We start from the raw sequence: 17,876 nt of genomic DNA on the forward strand, positions 1-17,876 counted from the left end.
TAGTTTGATTTTTTGATTGATGTTTTATTTGTAGACGCAAAACTTGAACTTATGTTACTATATTTAATAATTATTAACATCAATTTAACATATAAAAAACTCGCTATAATGTGTCAAGGCTCACAAAAACAGTATTTTTAAGCGGATTATAATTACTATTAAAGGAAAAATAATATTATAAATGAATAAGAAAACATTGGTGCTAGGAGCATCTTTAAAACCAAATAGATATTCTCATTATGCTGTACAACGTTTAGTTGCTAATAATGTTGAAACGGTTGCGTATGGTTTAAAAAAAGGAGAAATTTCAGGAATTGAAATTGATACTGAATTATTGACTTATGAAAATATTCATACCGTAACATTATATCTAAACTCAAAAAGGCAGAAGGAATATTATAATTATATAGTTTCTTTAAATCCTAAACGAATAATTTTTAATCCGGGAACAGAAAACCCCGAATTTTATAAAATTTTAAAGAAACATAATATTAATTATGAGGAAGCTTGTACTTTAGTTTTGCTTTCTACGAATCAATATTAAACCTAAAAAAGTAATCAATCCGTTTAAAGGGAGAATTTCCCAATGAAATTTGTAACTACCAATAACGCTTTCTGGAAGTATGGTTATTAAATAAGTTAAGACTATGGAAATTATACCCACAATCCATGTGTATTTATCTTTAATTTGATACTTGGTTAAAATACCAAAGGCAAATAATCCTAATAATGGACCATAAGTAAAGGTGGCAAACTTAAATAAGTTACTTACTACATTGCCTTCTAAAGTGTTAAAGAAAATTACAACTAAAATCAATAAAATAGAAACAGCTACATGAACTTTTTTTCTAAGTGGTTTTTGTTGTTCTTTAGGTAGTTTTTCAACATTTAAAAAATCTACTGAAAAAGATGTTGTTAAAGATGTTAAAGCGCTATCAGCACTAGAGTAGGCTGCTGCAATTAAGCCAATTATAAAAGTAACTGCTAATCCAAGACCTAAGCCTTGATTCATAGCAATTTCAGGAAAAAGCAAATCGGTTCTGGTTTTACCCTCTACTATAGGAATTTGTAAACCAAATTTATCGGCATATATAAATAATAAGGCACCAAGTGATAAAAAGAAGAAGTTTACAAATATTAAAAGTGTAGCCATTGTAAACATATTTTTCTTAGATTCTTTTGAGTTTTTACAGGTCAGGTTTTTTTGCATCATGTCTTGGTCTAACCCTGTCATAGCAATTGCAATAAAAATACCGCCAATAAAATATTTCCAGAAATATGTGACAGAGTTAGGATTGTCAAAAAAGAAAATCTGACTCTTTGATTTAAATATATCTGAATTTAAGAATTCTGTATAACTCCAATCTAATTTTTCATTTATCAAATAAATTGCAACACCAACTGCTGTTAACATAGCTAGTGTTTGTAAAGTATCTGTCCAAACAATGGTTTTTATACCACCTCTATTGGTGTATATCCAAATAAGTAAAATAGAAATAACTACAGTTGCCCAAAATGGAATACCTATACTCTCAAAAACAATGTATTGCATGGCTAAGGCTACTAAGAATAGCCTAAAAGAGGCACCTGTTACTCTAGAAAGTAAAAAGAAAAATGCACCAGTTTTGTAACTTACTTTGCCAAATCGTTGCTCTAAATATTGATAAATAGATGTAACATTAAGCTTATAGTAAATAGGTAGCAACACAAAAAGAATAAATAAATACCCAACAAAAAAACCAAAAACACCTTGCATGTAGGCAAATTGTTGCCCGCCTATCATTCCCGGAACCGATATAAAAGTTACCCCAGAAAGTGAGGCTCCTATCATGCCAAAAGCAACTAAATACCATGGTGACGATTTATTGGCTTTAAAAAAAGCTTCGTTAGAATCTTCTTTTCCAGTGAAATAAGAAATAAGTATTAGTACCAAGAAATAGGCAGCAATTAGTAGTAGAATTTGCGTTGCACTCATATAAATTTTAATTCTAAGCCAAAATACAAATAACAAATGATAAGTTTAAAACTTAAATCTAAAATTGTAATTTCGCAGCTATGGAATTCTCTTCAAAATTACTAGAGCGAGCAGTAAATGAAATGTCACAGTTACCAGGAATTGGTAAACGCACAGCATTGCGCTTGGTTTTGCATATGTTAAGGCAGCCAAAAGAGCAGACTTTAGCTTTATCTGAAGCGTTGCAAAGCATGCGTAATGATGTGAAATTCTGTAAATCTTGCCATAATATAAGTGATGTAGAACTCTGTGAAATTTGTTCGAATAAGAATCGAAACGAAGAAATTATTTGTGTAGTTGAAGATGTTAGAGATGTTATGGCTATAGAAAATACAAGTACCTTCAAAGGTTTGTATCATGTTCTAGGAGGTAAGATCTCACCAATGGATGGTATAGGTCCTCATGATTTAAATATCGAGTCGTTAGTAAAAAAAGTTAAAGAGGGTAAAATAAAAGAGCTTATTTTTGCACTAAGTTCAACTATGGAAGGAGACACAACAAATTTTTATATTTTTAAACAAATTCAGGATTCTCAGGTTTTAACTTCAACAATTGCTAGAGGGATTTCAGTAGGAGATGAGTTAGAATATGCAGATGAAATTACTCTTGGTAGAAGTATTATTAATAGAATCCCTTTTGAAACTTCTATCAAACTTTAAATGAAAGTTATTACTTTAAATAAGGAAGCTTTTTTTAAAAAGTGTGCAGAACTCGTTTCAAAAATAGATTTCGAACCCGACCTTATTATTTATATTCAAAAAGGAGGAAGTTACGTTATTAATCAGTTTAAAAACGATAGAAAGTTTGAAAAGCTAAAGTTTGAATCTGTTACTCCAAAAAGGAATAATTGGTTAAAAAATAATTTGTTTACAAAGTCAGTTTTCAAATTTTTGCCAAATTGGGTTGCAAATAAACTAAGAATTTTAGAATCAAAAAAAATAAGAAAATCAATTTCTAAGCTAAACTTAGAGAGTCTTTCAGGTGATTTGATAGATATTAACTTTGATTTAGGTAAAAAAGATATTATAAAAAAAATTCTTATAATTGATGATGCTATTGATACAGGGAAAACAATGTTTATTGTTGAAAATAGTCTAAGAAAATTGTTCCCAAATTCACAAATTAAAACTGCAGTTATATCTTGGACTATTGAAAATTCAATTGTTAAACCAGATTATTATTTATTTAAAAACTGTTTGGTTAGATTTCCTTGGTCTAAAGATTATAAACATAAAGATTTTGAAAAAGAAGGTTTTAGTAGTTGATTTAGATGGCACATTATATACAATTAATACATTTCATTATTTTATAAAGTTTTTAATTATAGATTGTTTTAGTAATCTTAAAATAGGACTATTATTTAAATTGTGTATTGCCCTTGCTTCAAGAATATTTACTTCTCATTCTAAAATGAAACACAATGTTTTAAAGTTGTTGAACAATAGAAGTGATATTAATTATGAGTGTTTTGTAAAATCAATCTCATCAAAAAAAAGACATATATCACACCTTGAGGAAAATAAATTTCATACAAAAGTATTAGCTACAGCAGCACCTTCATGTTACGCTAAAGTTATTGCCCAAAACGAAGGATTTGATGTGTGTATTGGTACAAGTTTTCCAAGTATAAAATTTAATAGTTCTTTTGAAAATAAAAGTGAAGTAAAAAAAAGTAACGTTCTAAATTATTTAAAAAAACAAAAAACTGACCAAATTGACTTATTTATAACTGATCATATAGATGATTTGCCTTTAATGAAGCTAGCAAAAAAAAACATTATTGTTCAGCCTAACAATGGTTTTTTATTGGCCTTAAAACAAAACTCAATTTCTTTTGAAGTAATAAAGTAAAGGTTTTACCTTTGTAAAATAAGTTTTAATAGGTTAATTAAAGCTTTAATTAATAAGAATAATTTAATAAAACCAATGTTTTTTAATTAATTTTGCAAACGAAAAACAAAAAACGAGTATTACGTTAAAGATATGGCAAAGTTTGAACTTAAGTTACCAAAAATGGGAGAGAGTGTTGCAGAAGCAACCATAACATCTTGGTTAAAAGAAGTTGGAGATACTATTGAGCTGGATGAGCCAGTACTAGAAATTGCTACAGACAAAGTTGATAGTGAGGTACCTAGCGAAGTTGATGGAATTTTAGTAGAAAAGTTTTTTAACGTAGATGATGTAGTTCAAGTTGGTCAGGTTTTAGCGATTATTGAAACCGAAGGAGATGATGAGGTTAATACTGAAACCTTAAATGAGGTTGAACATGTTGAGCAAGAAAAAGCAGTTGAAAACATTACTCAAACAATAAATGTTGTTAAAGAAGCAGTTGTAGCTCCAGTTGTTTCAAGTGATAATAGATTTTATTCTCCATTAGTAAAAAATATAGCTAAAGCTGAAGGCGTATCGCAAGCAGAATTAGATACGATTCCAGGAACAGGAAAAGATGGTCGTGTAACCAAAAATGATATTTTAGATTATATTCAAAATAAAGACACTAAAACAGAGCAGGTTGTACCTTCGGTAGAAACACCCGTTTTAAAAACCGAATCAAAAACGCAAATAAAACCAGAAAAAACACCAGTTATATCTAGTGGGGAAGATGAGATTATAGAAATGACTAGAATGGGCAAACTTATTGCGCATCATATGGTTGAATCTGTTCAAACATCAGCTCATGTTCAAAGTTTTATTGAAGCCGATGTAACTAAAATCTGGAATTGGAGAAAGAAAGTTAAGGATGCGTTTATGAAGCGTGAAGGTGAAAATTTAACCTTTACACCTATCTTTTTAGAAGCAGTAGCAAAAGCACTTCGAGATTTTCCAATGCTAAATATTTCTGTTCAAGGTGATAAAATTATAAAAAAGAAAAACATCAATTTAGGTATGGCAGCTGCTTTACCAGACGGAAATTTAATTGTACCAGTTATAAAAAATGCAGACCAATTAAATCTGGTTGGTATGACAAAACAGGTTAACGATTTAGCAAACAGAGCACGTTTAAATCAGTTAAAACCAGATGAGGTACAAGGAGGAACTTATACAGTTACTAATGTAGGAACCTTTGGTAGTATTATGGGGACTCCAATAATTAATCAACCGCAAGTAGGTATATTAGCTCTTGGTGCTATTCGTAAAGTTCCAGCGGTAATTGAAACTCCAGAAGGCGACTTTATAGGTATTCGTTACAAAATGTTTTTATCACATTCTTACGATCATCGTGTTGTAAACGGTGCACTTGGTGGACAGTTTGTAAAAGCAGTAACAGATTATCTAGAAGCTTGGGATAGTAACAGAGAAATATAAAAGAAGATCAAAGTAATTAAAATCCAACTGCTTTTACGGTTGGATTTTTTTTATTTTTGCAGTATTCTAATTTAATTAAATGAATAATAATAAAGTTGAGGTTTATTCAAAATTAGTTTTAATAGTTTTTTTTATCATTTCAATCAATCTTAATGCTCAAAAGGATACGATTTATGTTGATGAAAATGATGATTATATATCTAAACAAGTTTTTTATAAAAAAATGAATTCTCCAATTTATCATGGTTTAAGATTTGATACAGATACATTAGTATTACAAACAATTCGATTTAAATATTATTTTGGAAATTTATCGTCACCAATAAAAAGCCAATTATTTAAACTTTTAAATAAAAGACATCAAATAGATACTTCAAAAACTTTAATAATTCATTATTTAGATACGTTAAGGGCAAAATCGGAATATTCTAAAAAAAACACTGTTGTTTTTTATGACAGCTTAAATAGAGTAATTAAACCGCTTATAAAATCAAGCCAAATTTCAGATGGAGTGAAATTTGATTTTACTAATTATAACAAAGTTGCAAAACATAAACATATTCAAAATTATAGACGTTTTTTAAAATTGAATAAAAAGTGTACAAAACGATATTATAAATATAATAATAAACATAATGAGAAGGTATCTGTATTTCATTTTTATAATGTCAATAATGGACACCCAAACGAATTTAAAGAATTAAGATGGTTTAAAGATTACGCAAGTTTGTTGAAAAAGCTTTTTTTTGATGAAAATGCAAATACAAATTTTGCAATTATTAAACCATCAGGTGAGTTTTTAGTTTATTATCCTGATAAACATTTTAATAATTATCATGTTACTTTTTTAAACTTATTAAATAATGAAACGTGGAACGAAATTAAAATCAGTTTTGAGAAAGAATTCGAGACAATAAATAAACTAAACTAATGCAATTAAACCTAACAAAACCCATCTGTTTTTTCGATTTAGAAACTACAGGTGTCAATATAACTTCAGATAGAATTGTTGAAATTTCAATTTTAAAAGTATTTCCCAACGGAAATAAAGAAAGTAAAACATGGTTGGTAAATCCAGAAATGCCTATTCCTAAAGAAGTTACTGCAATTCATGGTATCACTAACGAGAAAGTAGCCAACGAACCAACTTTTAAAGAATTAGCTAAAGATATTTATAACATTATAAAGGACTCAGATTTAGGTGGTTTTAACTCCAACAGATTCGATATACCTTTATTGGCTGAAGAAATGCTTCGTGCTGAAATAGATTTTGATATGAAAAATCGCTTAGCGGTTGATGTTCAAACTATTTTTCATAAAATGGAGCAACGTACGCTTAGTGCAGCTTACAAGTTTTATTGTGATAAAAATTTAGATGATGCGCATAGTGCAGAGGCAGATACTAATGCTACTTATGAGGTTTTAAAAGCACAAATTGAAAGGTACGATGAGGTAGAAAACAACACTAAATTTTTAGCAGAGTTTAGCTCGAGAAAAAAGTTTGCAGATTTTGCTGGTTTTATAACTTATAATAAAAAAGGAGAAGAATGTTTTTCCTTTGGAAAGCATAAAGGTAAGTTAGTTACAGATGTTTTAGAAAAAGAACCAGGGTATTTTGGTTGGTTGTTAAATGCCGATTTCCCACTTTATACTAAAAAGGTATTAACAGCTATTAAATTAAGAAGTTTTAATAATAAGTTAGGTTAATATGAAACTTATTTGTATTGGCAGAAACTATACAGATCACATCAAAGAACTGGAAAACGAAAAACCAACAGATCCTGTAGTTTTTCTTAAACCAGACACGGCTATTCTTCTAAAAAAACAACCTTTTTTTATTCCAGATTTTTCAGATGATGTTCATCATGAAGTAGAGGTTTTGGTTAAAATAAACAGAGTAGGAAAGCATATTGATAAAAAGTTTGCTCATAAATACTACAATGAAATTGGGCTTGGAATCGACTTTACAGCTCGCGATTTACAAAAGCAATTAAAAGATAAAGGTTTGCCTTGGGAAAAAGCAAAAGCGTTTGATGGTGCAGCGGTTGTTGGTAATTGGTTGTCAGTTAGTGAGATAGAAAACATTAACAATATTGAATTTTCTTTAAAAAAGAACGATGAAATTGTTCAAAAAGGAAATACAAGCCATATGCTTTGGAAAATTGATGAAATAATAGAATATGTGTCAAAATACTTTACTTTAAAGATTGGAGATATTATATTTACAGGCACACCAGCAGGAGTTGGCAAAGTAATTGCTAACGATAAATTAACAGGATTTATAGAAAACAAACAAATGTTTTCAATAACAGTAAAATAAATGGAACAACATTATAAACTATTTAGAGTACGCGAATTAGCTGATAACGACGAAAGTTTTATAAAAACATTAGCTGAAGCATTTTTAGAAGAAGTTTCGGTTGATGCCGAACGTTTAAAAAAGGCTGTAGCCGAAAAAGATTATCATGATGCCTATCAAGCTGCTCACAAAATGAAACCAACAGTCGATTTATTTGAACTTGGTGTTCTTGATACTTTAATTGAAGTTCAAGATTGGGGAAAGTTTACCAAAACAGATGTAGATATTACTGATAAATTACAAATTGTAATGTCTGCAGTAGATAAGGCCTTGGTAGAAATAAAATCGGATTTTAATTTGTAATGAATGCAAGCAGAAATAATAACTATTGGCGACGAACTTCTAATTGGTCAGGTTATAGATACCAATTCTGCGTTTATAGCAAAACAACTTAATAAAGTAGGTGTATCGGTTTATCAAATTACATCTGTTCAAGATGATAAGCCTCATATTTTAAAAGCGTTACAAGAAGCTGAAGGTAATGCAGATATTATCATTCTAACAGGAGGTTTAGGTCCTACAAAAGATGATATTACTAAAAAAACTATAGCAGAATATTTTGATGATACCCTTATTCAAGATGATTCTGTATTGCAAAATATTGAATCCATTTGGAAACAATATGTAAGACAAACACTTCTACAAGTAAATAAAGATCAAGCATTGGTGCCATCTAAAGCAACTGTTTTAATGAACAAAGTTGGTACAGCACCAGGTATGTGGCTAGAAAAAGGAAATAAAACATTTATATCGCTACCCGGAGTTCCTTTTGAGATGAAAGCATTAATCACTAACAGTGTTTTGCCAAAATTAAAAGACAAGTATCATTTTCCGGTTATACTACATAAAACATTATTGGTTTATGGTTTAGGAGAAAGTACTTTGGCGGCAAGAATTGAAGCTTGGGAAGATGCTTTACCTAATCATATTAAGTTAGCATATTTACCAAGTTTGGGTAAAATGCGTTTACGTTTATCAGCTAAAGGATTTGATAAACAAAAAATAGAAACGGATGTACAGCAAGAAATAGAGAAAGTATTACCACTAATTAAAAAGGAATTTTTTGGTTATGAGGATGAAGATGGTAATGAAGAAGCTGTTGTAGCAAACCAACTTACTAAAATTGGTAAATCTTTAGCGATAGCCGAAAGTTGTACAGGAGGTAAATTAGCACAATTATTTACATCTCATCCAGGTGCTTCACAATATCTAAAAGGAGGTGTTGTAACATATTCAACGCAATCTAAAATAGATGTTTTAAATATTCCAGAAGATTTAATCAATGCACATTCAGTAGTAAGTGCACAAGTTGCTGAAGCTATGGCGCAAAATGTTTTAAAGTTATACAAAGCAGATTTCGCAGTGTCAACAACTGGTAATGCTGGCCCAACAAAAGGCGATTCTAAAGCAGAGGTAGGTACAGTTTTTATAGCCATTGCAACAAAAAACACTGTGTATTCAAAAGAATTTAATTTTGGAAATCACCGCACAAGAGTTATCAATAAAGCCGTAAATAAGGCTTTGGAAATGCTTCAAAAAGAAATTTTTAAAAATTGATAAAATTTAAGTTGTCATAATATAAAGAATTTGTATATTTGCACCTCGATTTTAAGCAACAAGAATTTAAAGTTATATATAATGTCAAGAGTTTGTGAACTTACAGGAAAGAAGGCAATGGTTGGGAACAACGTGTCTCATGCAATGAACAAGACTAAACGCAAGTTTAATGCGAATTTAGTAAAGAAACGTTTTTACATTCCAGAAGAAGATAAGTGGGTAACTTTAAAAGTTGCAACTTCTGCTTTAAAAACTATTAACAAAATAGGTATATCTGCAGCAATTAAGGAAGCAAAATCTAAAGGATTTTTAAAATAATAGCTGTTTTTAATAAGTAATAAGACATGGCAAAGAAAGGTAATAGAATACAAGTGATATTAGAATGTACTGAGCATAAAGAGTCTGGACAACCAGGAACTTCTCGTTACATTACTACAAAAAATAAAAAAAATACGCCAGATAGAATGGAGATTAAAAAATTTAATCCTATTCTTAAACGTATGACAGTTCATAAAGAGATAAAATAGTAAGTCATGGCAAAGAAAGCAGTAGCATCATTACAAACAGGATCTAAAAGATTAACTAAAGCAATAAAAATGGTAAAGTCTCCAAAAACAGGAGCTTACATGTTTGTTGAATCAATAATGAGTCCAGAACAAGTAAACGACTTTTTAAGTAAAAACTAAAAGGTTACGTTCCAAGATATTTTAAAGCTGCTTTCTTTACCGAAAGCAGCTTTTTTATTTTTATATTTGAGCAGCTTTACTGCCATTATAGCAGTAAAAATAATTGGTAAGAAATTTGACAATTATAATTTGTGCGTTACCATAATGGTAGGACTTTCAGTAGTAGCTTCCAGATAAAAATCTGGAGTAAATCCCTAGCGCAAAAACATTCAAATTAATAAGAATAGTAAATGAGTTTTTTTAAAAAAATATTTTCTTCAGATAAAAAGGAAACCTTAGATAAGGGATTAGAAAAATCAAAATCCAGTTTTTTTGGTAAATTAAGTAAAGCCGTAGCAGGAAAATCTAAGGTAGATGATGAGGTTTTAGATAACCTTGAGGAAGTTTTAGTATCGAGTGATGTTGGCGTTAATACTACACTTAAAGTTATCGAGCGTATTGAAGAACGTGTTTCTAAAGATAAATATTTAGGAACCGATGAGTTAAACCAGATTCTTAGAGAAGAAATTACAGGTTTATTAAGTGAAACCAATTCTGGTGAGGAGACCGAGTTTTCAATACCAAAAGATAAAAAACCATATGTAATTATGGTGGTTGGTGTGAATGGTGTTGGTAAAACAACAACCATTGGTAAACTAGCATATCAGTTTAAAAAGCAAGGATTAAAAGTAGTTTTAGGAGCAGCAGATACCTTTAGAGCTGCAGCAATAGACCAACTTCAGGTTTGGGCAGATAGAGTAGATGTACCACTTGTAAAACAATCTATGGGTAGTGATCCTGCTTCTGTAGCTTTTGATACTTTACAAAGTGCCGTAACTCAAGATGCCGATGTGGTAATTATTGATACTGCAGGACGTTTGCATAATAAAGTGAATTTAATGAATGAGCTTACAAAAGTAAAGCGTGTGATGCAAAAAGTTGTAGATGATACACCAAATGATGTGTTATTGGTTTTAGATGGCTCAACAGGTCAAAACGCATTTGAGCAAGCTAAACAATTTACAGCTGCTACAGAAGTAACATCTTTAGCGGTTACAAAACTTGATGGAACAGCAAAGGGTGGGGTTGTAATAGGTATTTCTGACCAATTTAAAATTCCAGTAAAGTATATTGGAGTAGGTGAAGGTATTGAAGATTTACAAGTTTTTAATAAATTTGAGTTTGTAGATTCGTTTTTTAAGTAAATCATGAGTTACAACATTTATCATAACCTCCTAATAAAAGCTTCATCAAAAGAAGTTTTTGATGCAGTATCTCAACCTGAACATCTTGATAATTGGTGGACTTTAAAATCTTCAGGAAAACCTGAATTAAATTCAGAATACAACTTAAATTTTACTGATACTTACAATTGGTTTTGCAAAGTATCCAAAGTCAAAGAAAATGAATCTTTTCATTTAAAAATGACAGATTCTGACAAAGATTGGAACCCAACAACATTTGGTTTTGACTTAGAAGTAAAAGAAAATGCCACTTATTTAAAGTTTAGTCACAAAAATTGGCCTGAAAATAATGAGCATTTTAAACACTCATCTTTTTGTTGGGCTATGCTTTTATATGATTTGAAAAACTACCTTGAAAAAGGAATTATAATTCCTTTTGAAGAAAGAAATTAATCAATTAACATATTAATTTTCCCCCATAAATCATTATCAAAAGTTGAGAGCGCAAAATTTTCTCCATCAGCGACTTCGCCCATTCTAATAATTACTAAATTTTTACTTGGTACAACATAAATTTTTTGGTCGTTTTTACCCAAAGCAGCATACATGTCGTTTGGTGCGTTCGGTATTAATTCCCCATTAAATTGAATTTGTGTTGCAGGTAAATGATAATTACTTTTTCCGTTTAACCACCATAAATAACCATAAGCTTGATTAATATTTTGGGAGGTATTAGTAGCTTCAGTTAGAAAAGATTCGGAAACAATTTGAGTGTTTTCCCATTTTCCTTTAGCGTGAATTAATAAACCAAAACGGGCCATACTTCTGGTATTACTCCAATAAACACTTAGTGCATCTAAGTTAATCCATTGACCAGTCATACCTATTTTATCTCTTAAATTCGTATTAAAATAATTACTCCATGTTTCATTAGTAGCTTGTGCAATAACATCTTGCATTTTAACATAAACATTATGGTATGCCCATCGTGTTCCAGCATCAGCTTTAAATTGTAGACCACTAGGCGACACATCATCACCTAAACTATCATCTAAACCAGAATCCATTGATAGTAAGTTTTTACAAGTAATTAAGTTCTCTTTTTCTATAGGCGCGCTTGTCCAACCTTCACCTAAATAGTCAGAAACTTTATTATTAATGTCGATTAAACCATCATCTTGTGCAATTCCAGCAACTGTTGAGGTTAATGTTTTTCCTGCGCTTGCCCAATACCAAATTTTTGAATCATTATGATCATTAAAATATTCTTCAATAACAATTCTTCCATTATGAAGCATTATAAAACCTTTGGTGTTTTTTTCTTCTAAGTAGTCTAATAAAGGTCGTTTTTCGCTTTCATTCCAACCTAAGTCGGCAATAGATGTTGTTTCCCATTCATTAGAGTTTATTGGGGGAAAATAAAGTGTTTCTGGAGTTGGTGTTTCTTCAACAGGATCTTCAACGGGGTCATCATTTGAAGAACAACTAAAATTAAATACACACACTAATAACAAAATATAAATTGGGGATTTCATAACATAGGTTTTCATATTGAGACAGTTAAATATAGAAAAGGTTTAATAAAGTGCAAAGTTTGAAACCCAAAATAGTGAATCATTACGTATCTTTGCGCCCTGATTTATAAAAAGTATGCGCACAAAAACTCTTAAAAAGAACAAGATTAACGTAGTAACCCTTGGTTGTAGTAAAAATGTTTACGACAGCGAAGTGCTTATGGGGCAATTAAAAGCCAGTGGTAAAGATGTAGCACATGAAGAAGAAGGCAATATTGTTGTAATTAATACTTGTGGTTTTATTAATAATGCCAAAGAAGAGAGTGTAAATACCATTCTGGAATATGTTCAGAAGAAAGAAGAAGGTGCAGTTGATAAAGTATTTGTAACAGGATGTTTAAGCGAGCGTTATAAGCCAGATTTAGTAAAAGAAATCCCTAATGTTGATGAATATTTTGGAACTACGGAATTACCAGGATTATTAAAAGCTTTAGGAGCCGATTATAGACATGAGTTAATTGGGGAGCGTTTAACAACTACACCAAAAAACTATGCCTATTTAAAAATAGCAGAAGGTTGCGACAGACCATGTTCGTTTTGTGCCATTCCATTAATGCGTGGTAAACACAAAAGCACACCAATTGAAGACATTGTAATTGAAGCTGAAAAACTAGCTGCAAAAGGGGTTAAAGAACTTATTTTAATTGCTCAAGATTTAACGTATTATGGACTCGATTTATACAAAAAACGAAATTTAGCAGAACTTCTTGAAGCTTTAGTAAAAGTTGAAGGTGTAGAATGGATTCGCTTGCATTATGCATTTCCAACAGGCTTTCCGTTGGATGTTTTAGATGTTATGAATCGCGAACCTAAAGTTTGTAATTATTTAGATATTCCGTTACAGCATATTTCAGATGATATATTGAAAAGTATGCGTCGCGGAACAACTAAAGAAAAAACAACTAAATTAATTTCTCAGTTTAGGGAAGCTGTTCCAGAAATGACTATTAGAACCACACTTATTGTTGGTTATCCGGGAGAAACTGAAGAGAATTTCCAAGAGTTAAAACAATGGGTTAGCGATATGCGTTTTGAGCGTTTAGGCTGTTTTACATATTCTCATGAGGAAAACACACATGCTTACAATTTAGAAGATGATGTTCCTGAAGATGTAAAAATTGATAGAGCTAACCAGATTATGGAAATTCAATCGCAAATTTCTTGGGAATTGAATCAACAAAAAATAGGGGAGACTTTCAAAGTGGTTATTGATAGAAAAGAAGGTAATTATTTTGTAGGGCGTACCGAGTTTGATTCGCCAGATGTTGATAACGAAGTACTTATTGATGCTACTAAAACCTATTTAAAGACCGGAGAATTTACAACGGTAAAAATTATTGAAGCTGAAGATTTCGACCTTTATGGTGAGGTAGTTTCTTAATTTTAATTTCAACATAAATAGAAATTATAATGTCACCCTGAGCACAGTCGAAGGGTTATTTTGTAGTGAGAAAGTTGTAAATTTATGTCAGTTCGAGTAATCCCGATAACTATCGGGATTGTATCGAGAACTTTTCAACTATGAATTTAAAAGAATTTTCAGAGTTTTTAAAAAACATAAGTTCAGAACCATTACGTGTTCTAGATCCTACTATTCCTAATAATAAATATGTGCCTTTAGATTTATCTGAAACTAATGAGGCCTTAAATGCTGTTGATGTATCATCATCCAAAAAGTTGGATGCATATGTAAATAGCCATATAAAAACCAACGAAGCACAAGTAGCTTTTGGTGGTTACTTAGAAATAAGAAACATATACAAACGTAGCAACCATTTTAATAAACAAGCGCAAGAAGAACGCAATATTCATTTAGGTATTGATTTATGGTGCGATGCAGAAACGCCAATTTATGCGCCGCTTGAAGGAATCGTACATAGTTTTAAAAACAATACCAATTATGGCGATTACGGACCAACCATAATTTTAAAACATAATATCTCTGGTGTTGAATTTTACACACTTTACGGGCATTTAAGTTTAGCTTCCATTAAACATTTAGAAGTTGGTAAACCTCTTAAAAAAGGTAAACAAATAGGCACTTTAGGAAATGCTGAGGTAAATGGCGATTATCCACCTCATTTGCATTTTCAGGTTATAAAAGATATTCAAGATTATCAAGGCGATTACCCGGGTGTTTGTAGTAAAACCGATTTAGAGTTTTATAAAAATAATTGCCCGAATCCTGATTTGCTTTTGAAGTTATAAATTTAATAATTTCCAATAACATTAATGTATATGAGAAGTTGTGTATTTGTGTGCAAGGGTTTTCCGAAGGAAAATCAAAAGCAAGTAAATAAGAAACAAACTTTGGCTTAGGTAAACTAGCTTTTTTTTATATGCTTTGTTGTAAGTAGTTATTGTTAAAACTCTCTTTTAATTGTAGCCAAAACATCACCAAAAATTTCTTTTATATTTCCAGGAGAAAATCGTAATTGTTGAATTCCATCAAGGTTTGAAAATAAGTTTGTGCCTTTCTCCAAAGCGACAATAGCTTTATTAAACCCTAGTTTACCTTGAAACAAACCAACTTCGTGAATTACATTTGGTCTTGCATTCATAGTTCCGTCCACTTGCTCGTCAGAAGACGTCATTACTAATATTGCAAATGAAGAGTTTTCCATCATTTCATCTAGTATATCTCTAATTGTATGACCAGCTCTAGCTCCAGTTTCATATGCTATAACTTCAATACCATGTTTATCATTTAAGTGGTCTTTTAAATCTCTCCAATCTGAACTTCCTCCGTGACCAATAAAAACTACAGGTTTTAGAATTTCAGGTGATTTTACTTTCGGTTTTAGAATTTCATAATCGCTAATATTCTCTTCTATGAAATTTTTTATTTTTAATATTCTTATTCGGTCATTATCTTTTATATATACGTGAGTTTCAGAATTTTCAAAAAGGGTTATTTTTAAAGAAACTGACTGAAGTAGTTCATTTTTACTACGCTTTAAATAGAATGATTTACTATATGTTGCATAAGATTTTTCATTATCATAATCTGATAAAAATTCTTCGTCCGTATCATAATTCCAAGATTCAGTATTGTTTTCAATTAATCTAATTGCAACAGCATCTTCATCAATGTTATTAATTGAAGATTTCCAGAAGTCAAAAATTTCTTTTAATCGATGACTCTTAAATACTGTTCTTTTGTATTTTTTTACTAATTCCATTTAATTACTTACAACTTTAATAATATGACGTCGTTTTAATACTGAAACAAGTTCAGCACAAGTGACTTATATCAAGAGTTAACGAAGTTAGTTGAAATTTTCTACAAAATCAAGCTTCAGTCTTTCTTGTGTTTAAAAGTGTTTTTAAGGCTGAAAATAAAACACTTTTTAATTCTCGAGACATCACATTGGCCTTTGCGTATTTCTGGTTAATCTCAATTTCAATACCCAAATAATGTGTTTGAAACTGTTTGCGTAAATACGTTGTAAAACCATCCGCTTTCCCTAAATATGGGTAATTATAACGCACATTTAAGTCTGGTTTTAAAAGATTAAGTTGGTTTTTAAAGGCTATACAAAAGGCTTTTTCTGTTGGTTTTCTAGAATCGAATAGCAACCCAATATCGCCGTTTCTTTCAATATTGTTTAAAATAGGCGTGAAAGAGTGCACCGAAATATGTAAAACAGTTTCATCGTTTTTAATCCAGTTCTCTATGGTGTTTTTAACCTTATTTCTATAGACTAAATAATACGAATTAATTAAATCCTGCTTTTCTGCTTTAGAAATATGCTTTGTAAATTCTGAAAACAAATTTGGGTGATGTAACGACCTATTAAGTTCAATAACTAATCGGCTGGTTTCAGAATATAAAGACTCGTTGGCAAGCGTTTCTAATGTTTTAAATACATCTAAAGCACCCAAATCGTATCCGCGATGCGAGTTTAAAACTAACTCAGCACCTTTAAAATAGGCTTCAAAATTTTTAGGAATGGTATTTCCACCATGCTCACAGGTTATTATGAGTTGCACGACGTAAAAACTTTATTTTCCTGTAAACAAGCAGCTAATTTTTTATACACCTTTTTGATGTTTTTTTCTGAAAAATCATGCCCCAAAGCTTTAAGTATTCTGGTGGCTAAAGTCCCTTTAAGTATGATGGTTTCTATAGCATGATGATGCGTTTCGTGTATATTGGTTTTTACCAATTTATAAAGCTGTTTCCAAATATCTTGTACGGTACAGGCTTGTTCTATTTCAAATAAATTTAGATATTCTAAATTATAAACAATATGATTTTCTCCGTCTTTAATACATGGATTTAATATACTGAAAAGGGCTTCTTTAGTCCATGATTTTTGTGTTTCTAAAGAAGAGGTTTTATTGCTTACAAGCAGTTTAATAACTTCTATAATAAATACACAAATAGCAATATCGGCTTGCGGGCATTCTTGTATATCCACTAACCTAATTTCAATAGCATTTCTGTCAAAACGAGCAATAGCACCACGAGAGTTTAAGAAGTAATGATCTAAAATATTATCTGTATCGTGCGGTTTTATAGCTTTGTTAATGGGTTCAAAAATGTTAGCATGGTAATCGTCTTTTGAGAAAACTTGCTCAGGAATAACTAAACCTGTCATTTCTGGAATTTCCTTTTGATTGGTTTTGTAATATTCTAATCGTGTGTCTTTAAATCCTGTACTTTTTCCTTCAAGAATAGGCGAACTAGCGCATAAACCTGGAATTATTGGTAAAATGATTCGAATAGCTGCATGTAGTTTTTCAAACTCACTATCATCAAAAAAAGGCAAATTAATATGAGTGCTTTGTACATTGCTCCAACCATGTCCTTTACAATTAAAAATACGATTGTATAAAGCATAAACCTCACTATAACTATGTTTCCAGAGTTGAGTATCTGTTAACGGATTCATTAATGGGTGTGCTGCTGTTGGTAATAACGACGTATTTAAAGTACTTAAAAGCGCATTGATTTCTAGTACATTTTTATGAAATGCATCTGCAAGCGTATCTAAATTTTTAGTTGGCCCGTTGGTTTTTAACTCCACAACATGAGCTACTAATTCGTTACTCCATGCAATATCTCCATTGTCTATATCATCTGTTAATGTGCCATTTTTTAAAGTAAGTAACTCATCAACTATGGGGTTTACTTTAAAATCTAAATTACTAACTAGCATGTATTCTAATTCGATCCCAAAAACTTCAAATAAATGATATTTTTTGCTCATC

Annotated in this window: 22 protein-coding genes; 17 read left to right on the forward strand and 5 right to left on the reverse strand. The window is 30.7% G+C overall.

From position 1 onward, the window contains the following. Positions 1–181: 181 nt before the first annotated feature. Positions 182–544 carry a CoA-binding protein gene (locus tag MBM09_RS05895; protein ID WP_238675920.1) on the forward strand — a complete coding sequence of 121 codons (363 nt, stop codon included), beginning with the start codon at positions 182–184 and terminating at the stop codon, positions 542–544. Here the strand turns inward: MBM09_RS05895 and MBM09_RS05900 are convergent. Continuing rightward, entirely contained in the window at positions 515–1,975 is a 1,461-nt protein-coding gene (locus tag MBM09_RS05900; protein WP_238675921.1) for a sodium:solute symporter, read from the reverse strand. The two genes, MBM09_RS05895 and MBM09_RS05900, sit on opposite strands and share 30 nt — an antisense overlap. An 80-nt stretch (positions 1,976–2,055) precedes the next feature. On the opposite strand from MBM09_RS05900, the gene recR reads away from it, so the two are divergent. The 14 genes from recR (at position 2,056) to MBM09_RS05970 (ending at position 11,538) form a co-directional block, all read left to right on the forward strand. Beyond that, positions 2,056–2,673 (forward strand): recombination mediator RecR, encoded by a 618-nt coding sequence (recR, locus tag MBM09_RS05905; RefSeq protein ID WP_238675922.1) that lies wholly within the window; start codon positions 2,056–2,058, stop codon positions 2,671–2,673. Further along, the gene (locus tag MBM09_RS05910; protein WP_238675923.1) at positions 2,674–3,279 is read left to right on the forward strand and encodes a hypothetical protein; all 606 of its coding nucleotides are present in this window, start codon (positions 2,674–2,676) and stop codon (positions 3,277–3,279) included. It begins immediately after the preceding gene. Next, positions 3,254–3,865, forward strand: a complete 612-nt coding sequence (locus MBM09_RS05915) for an HAD family hydrolase (protein ID WP_238675924.1) — start codon at positions 3,254–3,256, stop codon at positions 3,863–3,865. The genes MBM09_RS05910 and MBM09_RS05915 overlap by 26 nt, the downstream gene beginning before the upstream one ends. Before the next feature lie 132 nt (positions 3,866–3,997). Continuing rightward, on the forward strand, positions 3,998–5,320 hold the full coding sequence (locus tag MBM09_RS05920; protein ID WP_238675925.1) for a dihydrolipoamide acetyltransferase family protein: 1,323 nt from the start codon (positions 3,998–4,000) through the stop codon (positions 5,318–5,320). Between the two features lie 79 nt (positions 5,321–5,399). After that, positions 5,400–6,251 carry a hypothetical protein gene (locus tag MBM09_RS05925; RefSeq protein ID WP_238675926.1) on the forward strand — a complete coding sequence of 284 codons (852 nt, stop codon included), beginning with the start codon at positions 5,400–5,402 and terminating at the stop codon, positions 6,249–6,251. Further along, a complete protein-coding gene (locus tag MBM09_RS05930; RefSeq protein ID WP_238675927.1) occupies positions 6,251–7,027 on the forward strand; it encodes a 3'-5' exonuclease in 777 nt (258 codons plus the stop codon). Before MBM09_RS05925 ends, MBM09_RS05930 begins: the two co-directional genes overlap by 1 nt. A 1-nt stretch (position 7,028) precedes the next feature. After that, positions 7,029–7,640: a fumarylacetoacetate hydrolase family protein gene (locus tag MBM09_RS05935; protein WP_238675928.1), complete on the forward strand. Its 612-nt coding sequence runs from the start codon at positions 7,029–7,031 to the stop codon at positions 7,638–7,640. Continuing rightward, positions 7,641–7,982, forward strand: a complete 342-nt coding sequence (locus MBM09_RS05940; protein ID WP_238675929.1) for an Hpt domain-containing protein — start codon at positions 7,641–7,643, stop codon at positions 7,980–7,982. Positions 7,983–7,985: 3 nt separating this feature from the next. Further along, positions 7,986–9,236, forward strand: coding sequence for a competence/damage-inducible protein A (locus MBM09_RS05945; RefSeq protein ID WP_238675930.1), 1,251 nt, complete (start codon positions 7,986–7,988; stop codon positions 9,234–9,236). Positions 9,237–9,317: 81 nt separating this feature from the next. Then, entirely contained in the window at positions 9,318–9,554 is a 237-nt protein-coding gene (gene rpmB / locus MBM09_RS05950; protein ID WP_238675931.1) for a 50S ribosomal protein L28, read from the forward strand. A gap of 26 nt (positions 9,555–9,580) precedes the next feature. Next, positions 9,581–9,763 (forward strand): 50S ribosomal protein L33, encoded by a 183-nt coding sequence (gene rpmG / locus MBM09_RS05955; RefSeq protein WP_007648529.1) that lies wholly within the window; start codon positions 9,581–9,583, stop codon positions 9,761–9,763. A 6-nt stretch (positions 9,764–9,769) separates the two neighbouring features. Beyond that, the gene (locus tag MBM09_RS05960; RefSeq protein ID WP_238675932.1) at positions 9,770–9,922 is read left to right on the forward strand and encodes a DUF4295 domain-containing protein; all 153 of its coding nucleotides are present in this window, start codon (positions 9,770–9,772) and stop codon (positions 9,920–9,922) included. Positions 9,923–10,152: 230 nt separating this feature from the next. Further along, complete coding sequence (ftsY, locus tag MBM09_RS05965; RefSeq protein WP_238675933.1) at positions 10,153–11,106, forward strand: signal recognition particle-docking protein FtsY; 954 nt, start codon at positions 10,153–10,155, stop codon at positions 11,104–11,106. A gap of 3 nt (positions 11,107–11,109) precedes the next feature. After that, the gene (locus tag MBM09_RS05970) at positions 11,110–11,538 is read left to right on the forward strand and encodes an SRPBCC domain-containing protein (protein WP_238675934.1); all 429 of its coding nucleotides are present in this window, start codon (positions 11,110–11,112) and stop codon (positions 11,536–11,538) included. Here MBM09_RS05970 and MBM09_RS05975 read toward each other — a convergent pair. Then, on the reverse strand, positions 11,535–12,620 hold the full coding sequence (locus tag MBM09_RS05975; RefSeq protein WP_238675935.1) for a serine hydrolase: 1,086 nt from the start codon (positions 12,618–12,620) through the stop codon (positions 11,535–11,537). The two genes, MBM09_RS05970 and MBM09_RS05975, sit on opposite strands and share 4 nt — an antisense overlap. Before the next feature lie 115 nt (positions 12,621–12,735). On the opposite strand from MBM09_RS05975, the gene rimO reads away from it, so the two are divergent. Beyond that, a complete protein-coding gene (gene rimO / locus MBM09_RS05980; protein ID WP_238675936.1) occupies positions 12,736–14,040 on the forward strand; it encodes a 30S ribosomal protein S12 methylthiotransferase RimO in 1,305 nt (434 codons plus the stop codon). Positions 14,041–14,180: 140 nt separating this feature from the next. Next, positions 14,181–14,867, forward strand: coding sequence for a peptidoglycan DD-metalloendopeptidase family protein (locus MBM09_RS05985; protein ID WP_238675937.1), 687 nt, complete (start codon positions 14,181–14,183; stop codon positions 14,865–14,867). Positions 14,868–15,022: 155 nt separating this feature from the next. Here MBM09_RS05985 and MBM09_RS05990 read toward each other — a convergent pair whose 3' ends face one another. The 3 genes from MBM09_RS05990 to MBM09_RS06000 form a co-directional block, all read right to left on the reverse strand. Next, complete coding sequence (locus tag MBM09_RS05990) at positions 15,023–15,841, reverse strand: TIR domain-containing protein (protein ID WP_238675938.1); 819 nt, start codon at positions 15,839–15,841, stop codon at positions 15,023–15,025. Between the two features lie 109 nt (positions 15,842–15,950). Beyond that, complete coding sequence (locus tag MBM09_RS05995; RefSeq protein ID WP_238675939.1) at positions 15,951–16,652, reverse strand: N-formylglutamate amidohydrolase; 702 nt, start codon at positions 16,650–16,652, stop codon at positions 15,951–15,953. Continuing rightward, positions 16,640–17,875, reverse strand: a complete 1,236-nt coding sequence (locus tag MBM09_RS06000; RefSeq protein ID WP_238675940.1) for a glutamate-cysteine ligase family protein — start codon at positions 17,873–17,875, stop codon at positions 16,640–16,642. The genes MBM09_RS05995 and MBM09_RS06000 overlap by 13 nt, the downstream gene beginning before the upstream one ends. Between the last annotated feature and the right edge of the window lies 1 nt (position 17,876).

The organism is Flaviramulus sp. BrNp1-15 (assembly GCF_022259695.1).
Classification (GTDB): domain Bacteria; phylum Bacteroidota; class Bacteroidia; order Flavobacteriales; family Flavobacteriaceae; genus BrNp1-15.